This window comes from Azospirillum baldaniorum (assembly GCF_003119195.2).
Classification (GTDB): Bacteria; Pseudomonadota; Alphaproteobacteria; order Azospirillales; family Azospirillaceae; genus Azospirillum; species Azospirillum baldaniorum.
The window spans coordinates 65,556-75,000 of sequence record NZ_CP022262.1; the positions used below are offsets into that span (position 1 = coordinate 65,556).

Sequence of the window (9,445 nt, forward strand, 5' to 3'; positions counted from 1 at the left end):
AGCGCCATGCCCAAAGCCATGCGAACGCCGATGCTGCTTCTGCCACTCCTCACGGGTCTGCTGGGCGGCTGCGCCGTGCCGCAGACGCCCCCGTCGATGCCCGTCGCTCAGACGCCCGCCGTGAAGGCCTTCCGCAACGCCGTCCCCGTCGCCATCGACCCGCGCAGCGGCGCCGTCACCGCGGAGGAACACGCCCGGGTGGTCCGCACGGTGGCCGGGCTCGGCCGCGACACCACCCCCCATGTGACGGTCACCGGTCCGCTGCTGGCCGCCCCGGCGCGGTCCGCCGTCGCCTCCCTGCTGGGCGCGGCCGGCGTGCCGCCGGAGAACATCACCTTCGCCCCCGACCAGACCGCCGCCCCGGCGCTCCAAGTGACCACCTACGTCGCGCTGGCTCCGGACTGCGCGGCATGGAGCGACATCTACAGCGGCTGGTACCAGAACAGCCCGACCGAGGCGCTGGGCTGCAGCAACCGGCGCAACCTCGCTCTGATGCTGGCCGACCCGCGCGACCTCGTGCAGGGCCGCGAGACCGTGCCCGCCGACGGCCAGCGCATGGCCGGCGCCGTCCAGCGCTACCGCACCGACCAGGTGAAGCCCTTCGTGAAGGGCAACGGCACCAGCGCCTTCGTGCTGTCCCCCGCCCTGAACGGAAGCCAGGAGGAGCAATGAGCCTGCTCGCCACCCTTCTCGGCGACGCACCGTCGCTGGCCGACGCCGCCCGCGGCATCGGTCCCCGCCTGCTCGCCTACGTCGCCGACGCGGCCAGCGCCGCCCTCCTGAACAGCGCGGCGCCATCCCTGCTGCCCTGCGAGGTGCGGACCGGCGACATCCGCAGCGCCGTCCGCGATCTCGCTCGCCAGCGCTCGCCCGACCTGCTGCTGGTCGATCTGTCCGGCGTCGCCGAGCCGCTGGCCGCCATGGAGGCGCTGGCCGGGGTTTGCGACCCGTCGGTGCGGGTCATCGCGGTCGGCGACAGCAACGACATCGGCCTCTACCGCGACCTGCGCCGGATCGGAGTCACCGACTATCTGTTCAAGCCGCTGTCCCGCGACCTGCTGGAGGGGGCGCTGCGCGCCGCCGGTGCCGGCGCCGCGGCGGACGAGGCGCCGGGCCGTCTGGGCAAGCTGGTGGCGGTGGTCGGCGCGCGCGGCGGCGTGGGCACGACCACGGTGGCGGTGCATCTCGGCTGCTGGTTGGCCGACGGGGCGCGCGGGCGCACGGCGCTGGTCGACCTCGACCTGCAGAACGGCACGGTGGCTCTGGCCCTCAACCTGCGGCCCGAGCCGGCGCTGCGCGAGGCGGTGGAGGCCCCCGACCGGGTGGATGACGTGTTCATGGAACGCGCCATGGTCGCCGCCTCCGACCGGCTGTCCGTCCTGGCGGCGGAGGAGCCGGTGGAGGACGTGATCGACATCGCGCCGACCGCCGCCCTGTCGGTGCTGAACCGTCTCCAGGCCCGCCACAACTACGTCGTCGTGGACGCCGGCCGCGCCCAGGGCGGGGCCGCCCGCGCCGCGCTGGAGGCGGCGTCTATCGCGGTCCTGGTCGGCGACGCCAGCGTCGCGGGCCTGCGCGATCTGGTGCGGTTGCGCGCCGCCATAGCGCGCCGGGCCGGCGGCGGGCGGCTCGTCACCGTCCTGAACCGGCGCGGCGCCCCCGGCGAGCTTCCCGCGGCGGACCTCATGCGCACGCTGGGCGAGCCGCCGGAGCACGCCCTGCCCTACCGCCCGGTGCCGCTGGCCGTCGCCGCGGGCGTCGGCGAGCCGGCCTTCCGCCATTGCCGCCGCTTCCGCGAGGCGATGGAGCGGCTGGGCGCCGACATCGCCGGCCAGCCCGCCGCCCAGGACGGCTTGTTCCGCCGCTGGGTGCGGCGATGAGCACGCTGTTCGGCCGCAAGACCGCACCCCCCTCCCTGGCGGTCGCCAGCCCGCCGCCCGAGGAGCCGAAGCCCACCCCGGTCCCCGCACCGGCGGCGGCCCCCGTCCCGCCACCGCCGGCCGCGCTGCGCCCGGTCAACCGCTCGCTGAACGACATCCGGTCGCAGGTGCTGGCCCGCATCGACCCGGCGAGCATCGCCGACATGCCGGCGGAGACGCTGCGCCCGCTGGTCGAGCGGCTGATCGACGACATCGCCACCACCAGCCGCAGCCAGTTGAACGGGCGCGAGCAGGCCACGCTGGCGACGGAGCTGGTCCACGACATGATCGGGCTGGGGCCACTGGAACCGCTGCTGGCCGACGACGCGATCACGGACATCATGGTCAACGGCCCCTCCCGCACCTTCGCCGAGCAGCGCGGCAAGCTGGTCGAGACGCCGGTGCGTTTCCGCGACGCCGGACACCTGCTGAACATCGCGCAGCGCATCGCCTCGGCGGTCGGGCGGCGGGTGGACGAATCCAGCCCGATGGTCGACGCCCGGCTGGCCGACGGCAGCCGCGTCAACATCGTGGTGCCGCCGCTGGCGCTCGACGGCGCCTGCATCTCCATCCGCAAATTCGCCCGCCGCACCATCGGCTTCCGCGAACTGGTGGAGTTCCGCAGCATGTCCGAGCCGATGGCCCGCGCGCTGGAGATCATCGGGCGCTGCCGGCTGAACGTCATCATCTCGGGCGGCACCGGCTCGGGCAAGACGACGCTGCTCAACGCCATGTCCCGCCCCATCGAGGCGACCGAGCGCGTCATCACCATCGAGGACGCGGCCGAACTCCAGCTCCAGCAGCCCCACGTCGTCCGGCTGGAGACCCGCCCGCCCAACCTGGAGGGCCAGGGGCAGGTGACCCAGCGCGATCTCGTCCGCAACGCGCTGCGCATGCGTCCCGACCGCATCATCATCGGCGAGGTGCGCGGGGCGGAGGCCTTCGACATGCTCCAGGCCATGAACACCGGCCATGACGGGTCGATGTCGACCATCCACGCCAACAACCCGCGCGACGCGCTGAGCCGCGTCGAGAACATGGTGCTGATGGCCGGCATGAATCTGCCCAGCCGGGCCATCCGCCAGCAGATCGCCGGGGCGGTCAACGTCATCGTCCAGGTGCAGCGCATGCGCGACGGCGTGCGCCGCATCACCCACGTCACCGAGCTGGTCGGCATGGAGGGCGACGTGATCCTGACCCAGGACCTCTTCACCTTCGAGTTCCGCGGCGAGAACCGCGACGGGATCCTGGAGGGGCGCTACGCCGCCACCGGTCTGCGCCCGCGCTTCGCCGACCGGCTGGCCTATTTCGGGCAGGAGGCGCCCTGGAACGCCGCCACCACCGGCCTGTAGCGGGAGGGAAGACGCGATGGACCGCATCCAGGCCCTGCAGCTCGCCACCCTGCTCCTCGGCGTCGGGACTCTGCTGTTCGCCCTGTCCACCCTGCGCGCGTTCCGCCACCGCAAGGCGCTGCGCCGCCGGCTGGCCGTCCTGTCGGCCGAGGCGCGGGCGGTGGTGAAGGACGGCAGCCCCGACATCACCGGCGCCGGGTCCCCGACCCTCGCCGACCGGGTGAAGCGGCGCATGTCGCGTTTCTACGCGCGGCGCCAGACCGTCTATCTGCCGCCGGGCATCCGGCTGTGGCGGGCGCTTCTGTACTCCGTGATCGTAGCCGGCCTGTGCTGGTGGCTGGGCGGGCCGGTGATGGGCGACGCGGGCGCCACGACCGCCGCCGCCGTGGCCCTGCTGGTCACCCCCCGCCTCGTCTTCGCCGCCAGCCGCCGCAAGACGCTGGAGGCGCTGATGAACCAGCTTCCCGACGCGATCAGCCTCGTCGTCCGCGCCACCCGTGCCGGCATCCCGGTGTCGGAAAGCCTGCGCATGGTCGGCACCGAGCTGTCCGAGCCGATCGCCCCGCTGTTCCGCCGCATCGTCGACGAGACGGCCATGGGCATCGACCTGGAAACCGTGCTGACCCGCGCCGCCGCCAACGTCCGCCTGCCGGAGTTCCGCTTCTTCGTCGTCACCCTGCTGCTGCAGCGGGAGACCGGCGGCAACCTGACGGAGCCGCTGGAGAATCTGGCCGACATGATCCGCCAGCGCCGCCGCGTGCAGATGCGCACCCGCGCCCTGACCTCGGAGGCGCGCAGCTCCGCCGCCGTGCTGGCCGCCCTGCCCTTCCTGGCCGGCGGCGGCATGGCGATGCTGAACCCCGACTACGCGTGGCGGCTGATCGACGAGCCGAGCGGCCAGACGATGCTGCTGGTGGCCGGCGGGCTTCTGCTGGTCGGCGTCGGCTCCATGCAACTCCTCATCCGGAGGACCCTGTCATGAGCGGCGGCTTCATGATCGGCAGCCTGATCCCGCAGCCGGTCCTTCTCGGCTTCGGCGTGCTGATGATCCTGACCGGGGTGGCCGGGCTGCGCTCCTGCGCGCTGCGCGAGCGGCTGCTGACCCGGCTGGAGCGCCTGCGCGCCGGAACCGCGCCCTCCGCCGCCCCGGAGACGGAGCGCCGCAGCCTGCTGAGCCGGATCGGCGCCGCGCTGGCCCGCACGCCGCTCGTCGGCTCCGCCGACCGCGAGCGGATGCGCAAGAGCCTGATCGCCGCCGGCTACAACCAGCCCGGCCACCTCTATTCCCTGCTCGGCATCAAGCTGCTGTGCATCGGCGCCGGGATGGCGCTGGTCCCGGCGGCGGCGGGCGACCTGCTGCCCTCGCTGATCGGTGCGCCGGGTGCGGCGGCACAGGTGGTGGCGGGTGCCCTGCTCGGCTGGCGGCTGCCCGATCTGGCGCTGGGCCGGATGCGCGACCGCCGCCTGGAGGAGGTGCGCAACGGCCTGCCCGACGCGCTCGACCTGCTGGTGATCTGCGGCGAGGCCGGCCTCGGCCTGGAGGCGGCGGTGGACCGTGTGGCCCGCGAGGTGGCGACCGCCTACCCGGCGCTGAGCGCCGAGCTGTCGGCCACCGCGGCGGAGATGCGCGTGCTGTCCGACCGCGGCGGCGCGCTCAACAACTTGGCCGCCCGGCTGGACATGGAGGGCGTGCGCGGCATGGCGACGACGCTGATCCAGGCCATGCGCTACGGCACGCCGCTGGCCCAGGCGCTGCGCGTCCTGGCCGGGGAGATGCGCGCCCAGCGCCTCGCCCGGTTCGAGGAGAAGGCGGCCCGCCTGCCGGTGCTGCTGACCCTGCCCATGGTGGTCTTCATCCTGCCCTGCGTCTTCATCGTCGTCGGCGGCCCCGCCATGCTCGACGTCTCGCGCAGCTTCGACAGCGCCGGCAACAGTCAGCAAACCCATTCCAGCCAATCCCACTCCAACCCGCCCCACAGCCAGACCAAGGGAGGTCAGCCATGATCGCCATTCCAGCGTCATCGCATCCGACATCCCCTCTCCCGTCCCGGGAGAGGGAAGGGGCCCGCGCAACGCGCGGGAAGGGTGAGGGTACCGCCGAGGATGGGTTCGTTGATCCTCGCACGACCCTCACCCGGCGCCTGTGGCGCCACCCTCTCCCGGGACGGGAGAGGGGACCGTGGCCGAAGAAGCGTCTCTCCGGTCTGGGCCGCGCCGCGGCGGCGGCCCTCCTGCTGCTGTCGGTCAGCGCCTGCGCCTCGGCGCCGGGCGGCGGGCCGGTGGGGTCGAAGAGCGGCCCGACGGCCAACGCCACGCTGGACGACAAGGCGCGCGTGCAGCTCCGCCTCGCCCGCGCCGCGCAGGAGGCGGGAAACACCGGCTCCGCGGTGCGCTTCTACCGGGCGGTGCTGGATCAGGCGCCGGGCCATGTCGGCGCCCTGCTCGGGCTGGGTGAAACCCTGTCGGAGAGCGGGTCCGCCGCCGACGCGGTGGTCGAGCTTCAGAAGGCCGCCGCCGCGGTGCCCGACAATGTGGAGGTGCAGACGGCGCTGGGCCGCGCGCTGGTCCGCGCCAACCGCCCGGCCGACGCTCTGAACCGCTTCGACGCCCTGCTCCGTCGCAACGACGACGATCTGCGCGCCCGTCTGAACCGCGGCGTCGCCCTCGACCTCGCCGGGCGGCACGCGGAGGCCCAGGGCGAATACCGCCACGTCCTGAAGGCGGAGCCGAACAACGCGGCGGCCATGGCCAACCTCGGCCTGTCGCTGGCGCTGAACGGCAGCGCCGAGGGCGTGGCGATTCTGGAAGGGCTGGTCCAAGGCGGGGTGGACTCCCCCCGCGTGCGCCAGAATCTCGCGCTGGCCTACGGGCTGAAAGGCGATCTGGAGGCGGCGGCCCGCGTGGCCCGGCTCGACCTCGACGACGCCAACGTCCGCTCGAATCTGGCCTTCTACGAGACGGCGCGCCAGTTCGTCGCCTTCAAACCGTGAGGCGGCCCCATGCGCAGCCGCCCTTCTCCCGTTCGCCGTGCCCTGCGTGACCGCCGGGGCCTGACCACGCTGGAGCTGGCGATCGTCTCCCCGGCGCTGATCGCAGGCATGATCGCGCTGGCCGAGGTGTCCTACTCGCTGACCGTGGACGGCCTGCTCAACCACGCCGCCCGAGCCGCCGCTCGCAGCGGCTTCACCGGGGAGCTGGCGACCGGCTTCACCGACCGACGCGCCCAGGTCTGCGATACGGTCTACCGCTTGACCAGCCGGGTGCTCGACCAGAGCCGCCTGTCGGTGCGCAGCCACAGCTACGCCTCCTTCACCACGCTGGGCCAGATCAACGGCGGGGTTCCGCCCTCCACCTCGCTGACCGACCTGAATTGCGGCTCCACCGACTGGGACGCCAATCAGACCGGGATGGCGCTGGGCGGCAGCGGGCAGGTCGTCGTCTACACGCTGCGCTACACCCAGCCGGTGCTGACCGGGCTGGGCGCCACGGTCCTGGGACGGGCGGAGCTGATCCACGAGGCCCGGCTGGCCGTGCGCAACGAACCCTTCATGGTGGGGGAATGATTGGCATGATGGCGACACAGGTCCCGACATCCCGGCGCCGGCCCCTGCCGCGCGACCGCCGCGGCGTCGCGGCGCTGGAGATGGCGCTGCTGGCGCCGGTCCTTCTGCTGCTGGTCACCGCCACCGTGGACGTGGTGCGCTACGTCAGCATCACCCTGACCCTGAACCGCACCGCCGCCAACGTCAGCGACATCGCCACCCAGTTCGACAAGCTGCGCGCCGGCATGACCGTGGTGAAGGGGAACGAAGTCGGCGTGCTGTTCCTCGCCGCGACGGAGGTCGCCCAGCCGCTGGACCTGATGGCCGGCGGGCAGGTGATCATCACCTCGGTCGCCAACATGGGCCAGGGATCGCGGGTGATGTGGCAGGAACGGGCCGGCACCGGCTCCGCCATCAGCCACTACGGCGCAGCGGGCGGGGCGGCCACGCTGCCGCCCGGCTTCACCCAGCAGCCCGGCGACAACGCCATCTTCACCGAGCTGTTCTACCGCTTCACCCCCTATCTGCTGAGCGGACCGTGGCTCGGCAACGCCGGGACCTCCACGACGCTCTACGCCAGCGCCGTCTACCAGCCCCGGCTCGGCACGCTCACCACGCTGGAGACCGGGCCATGAGAACACGCTTCCTGACCGCGGCCCGCCTGCTCGCCTCTCTGGGCGCCACCTCTCTGGGCACGGTGAGGCGGGACCGCCGGGGCGCCACCGCGCTGATGTTCGCCGCCGCCGCGGTGCCCCTGCTCGGCATGGTCGGGCTGGCGGTGGATTACGGGCGGGCCTTCCTCGTGCAGTCGCGGCTCCAGACCGCCATCGACGCCGGGGCGCTGGCCGCCGGCAAGATGCTGAACTCCACGGCGGACGCGCAGAGCGACATCGCCATGTTCGTCGCGGCCAACCTGCCGCCGGGCTTTCTGGGGGCGGCCATCGGCACCCCGGCGGTGACCCTGGACCAGACGAACCAGCGCGTCGGCGTGTCGGTCACCGCCACCCTGCCGACGACCTTCCTGCGGGTCCTGCAAGTCAATGAGCTGACCATCTCCGTCACCAACCAGGTGCAGCGCGCCAACGCCGGGCTGGAACTGGCGCTGGTGCTCGACGTCACCGGCTCCATGGCGACCAACAACCGCATCGGGGAGTTGCGCAGCGCCGCCACCGACCTCGTCAACATCCTGTTCGGGCCGGGCAGCACGCCGCCGAAGAACCTGTGGGTCTCCATCGCCCCCTACGCGGCGGAGGTCAACATCGGCAAGACCCGAACCAGCTGGCTGGCGGCAGGCAGCTACGACGCCACCAAATGGGCCTCCCAGGGCTGGCGCGGCTGCGTCCTGGCGCGCACCCAGCCGCAGGACCAGACCGACACCCCGCCGGCCTCCGCGCCCTTCAAGCCCTTCTGGTACCCGAACAACCAGTACAACGGGACCAACAACGACAACCCCTGGACCCCGAACAACATCACCGACGACGGCACCTACCGCCAGACCAATGACATGGCCGGACCGAATCTCGGCTGCCCGCCGCCGATCATGGCGCTGACCAACGACCGCTCGGCGCTGCTCGCCAAGATCGCCGGGCTGAAGCCGGTGAACCGCGGCGGCACCATGGCGAACCAGGGACTGCAGGCCGGATGGTTCACCCTGTCGCCGAAGTGGCGCGGCCTGTGGGGCGGCGCGACGCCGGACACGCTGCCGCTTGATTACGGGACGCCCGACATGTCCAAGGCGGTCGTCCTGCTGACCGACGGCAACAACGAGTGGTACAAGTACAAGCCGCAGGGCGACTACACCAGCTACCAGCGCCTCAGCGACGGGCTGCTGGGCACCACCGACACCAATCAGGTGACGACGGCGATCAACAACCGCATGCTGACGCTGTGCAGCAACATGAAGGCGGCGGGGATCACCCTCTTCACCATCACCGTCGGTGACAGCGCCAGCAGCGCCACCCGCACCCTCTACGAAAGCTGCGCCTCGCCCGGCCCGAACCATTATTTCGACAGCCCGACGCCGGCGGACCTGCAGACGGTGTTCCGTACCATTGCCGGCCAGCTCAGCAACCTGCGGATCATCCGCTGATCGGCCGCCGGTCGGTCTGCGCTGAACGGCCGGCACCTTGGCCAGGGGCGGTATGGCGGAGACAGCGGTTTATGACCTATTGCGCATTGGTCCGCCGCCGCCCAATGGGCTACAGGATTCAGGACCGTGCAGACAAGAGGCCCGCCCGTCATGTCCCAGACCTTTCATGTGATCGTTGCCGAGGACGACCCCGTCGTCGCGGTCACCATTGCCGAAACCCTGGAGGAGCGCGGCTTCCGCGTGACCATCGGGCGCAACGGGTTCGATGCCTTCAAGATCGACCAGAACGATCCCGCCGACATCCTGATCACCGACCTGCGCATGCCGCATTTCGATGGCACCAGCCTGATCGCCCGCATGCAGGAGCAGCGCCCCGAGCTGCCCATCCTGGTCACCACCGGCTACAGCGACAACCTGCCCAAGGAGGAGCCGGGCCAGTTGTCCGTCGTCCAGAAGCCCTTCTCCGAGGACAGCATCGTCCGGGCGGTGCAGAGCCTGCTCGGGGTCGCCTGACCGGACCGCCGGAGGGTGGCCGCGAAAAAA

10 protein-coding genes are annotated in these 9,445 nt (G+C 72.1%); all 10 read left to right on the forward strand.

Annotation, left to right across the window (positions count from 1 at the left end):
- The first annotated feature begins 6 nt into the window (after positions 1–6).
- The 10 genes from Sp245p_RS31660 to Sp245p_RS31705 all read left to right on the forward strand — a co-directional run bounded on the left by Sp245p_RS31660 (position 7) and on the right by Sp245p_RS31705 (position 9,415).
- On the forward strand, positions 7–672 hold the full coding sequence (locus tag Sp245p_RS31660) for a CpaD family pilus assembly protein (protein ID WP_052584571.1): 666 nt from the start codon (positions 7–9) through the stop codon (positions 670–672).
- A complete protein-coding gene (locus Sp245p_RS31665) occupies positions 669–1,880 on the forward strand; it encodes a CpaE/TadZ family protein (RefSeq protein WP_109139264.1) in 1,212 nt (403 codons plus the stop codon). The genes Sp245p_RS31660 and Sp245p_RS31665 overlap by 4 nt, the downstream gene beginning before the upstream one ends.
- Positions 1,877–3,271, forward strand: a complete 1,395-nt coding sequence (locus Sp245p_RS31670) for a TadA family conjugal transfer-associated ATPase (RefSeq protein ID WP_109139265.1) — start codon at positions 1,877–1,879, stop codon at positions 3,269–3,271. The genes Sp245p_RS31665 and Sp245p_RS31670 overlap by 4 nt, the downstream gene beginning before the upstream one ends.
- Before the next feature lie 16 nt (positions 3,272–3,287).
- Positions 3,288–4,253: a type II secretion system F family protein gene (locus Sp245p_RS31675; RefSeq protein ID WP_014200070.1), complete on the forward strand. Its 966-nt coding sequence runs from the start codon at positions 3,288–3,290 to the stop codon at positions 4,251–4,253.
- On the forward strand, positions 4,250–5,275 hold the full coding sequence (locus Sp245p_RS31680; protein ID WP_109139266.1) for a type II secretion system F family protein: 1,026 nt from the start codon (positions 4,250–4,252) through the stop codon (positions 5,273–5,275). The genes Sp245p_RS31675 and Sp245p_RS31680 overlap by 4 nt, the downstream gene beginning before the upstream one ends.
- Positions 5,276–5,550: 275 nt before the next feature.
- Positions 5,551–6,261, forward strand: coding sequence for a tetratricopeptide repeat protein (locus tag Sp245p_RS31685; RefSeq protein WP_052584573.1), 711 nt, complete (start codon positions 5,551–5,553; stop codon positions 6,259–6,261).
- Between the two features lie 9 nt (positions 6,262–6,270).
- On the forward strand, positions 6,271–6,834 hold the full coding sequence (locus Sp245p_RS31690) for a TadE/TadG family type IV pilus assembly protein (RefSeq protein WP_014200074.1): 564 nt from the start codon (positions 6,271–6,273) through the stop codon (positions 6,832–6,834).
- Positions 6,835–6,839: 5 nt separating this feature from the next.
- Positions 6,840–7,448, forward strand: coding sequence for a TadE/TadG family type IV pilus assembly protein (locus Sp245p_RS31695; RefSeq protein WP_014200075.1), 609 nt, complete (start codon positions 6,840–6,842; stop codon positions 7,446–7,448).
- Positions 7,445–8,902 (forward strand): TadE/TadG family type IV pilus assembly protein, encoded by a 1,458-nt coding sequence (locus Sp245p_RS31700; RefSeq protein ID WP_014200076.1) that lies wholly within the window; start codon positions 7,445–7,447, stop codon positions 8,900–8,902. The genes Sp245p_RS31695 and Sp245p_RS31700 overlap by 4 nt, the downstream gene beginning before the upstream one ends.
- Before the next feature lie 150 nt (positions 8,903–9,052).
- Positions 9,053–9,415 carry a response regulator gene (locus tag Sp245p_RS31705; protein ID WP_014200077.1) on the forward strand — a complete coding sequence of 121 codons (363 nt, stop codon included), beginning with the start codon at positions 9,053–9,055 and terminating at the stop codon, positions 9,413–9,415.
- Positions 9,416–9,445 lie beyond the last annotated feature (30 nt).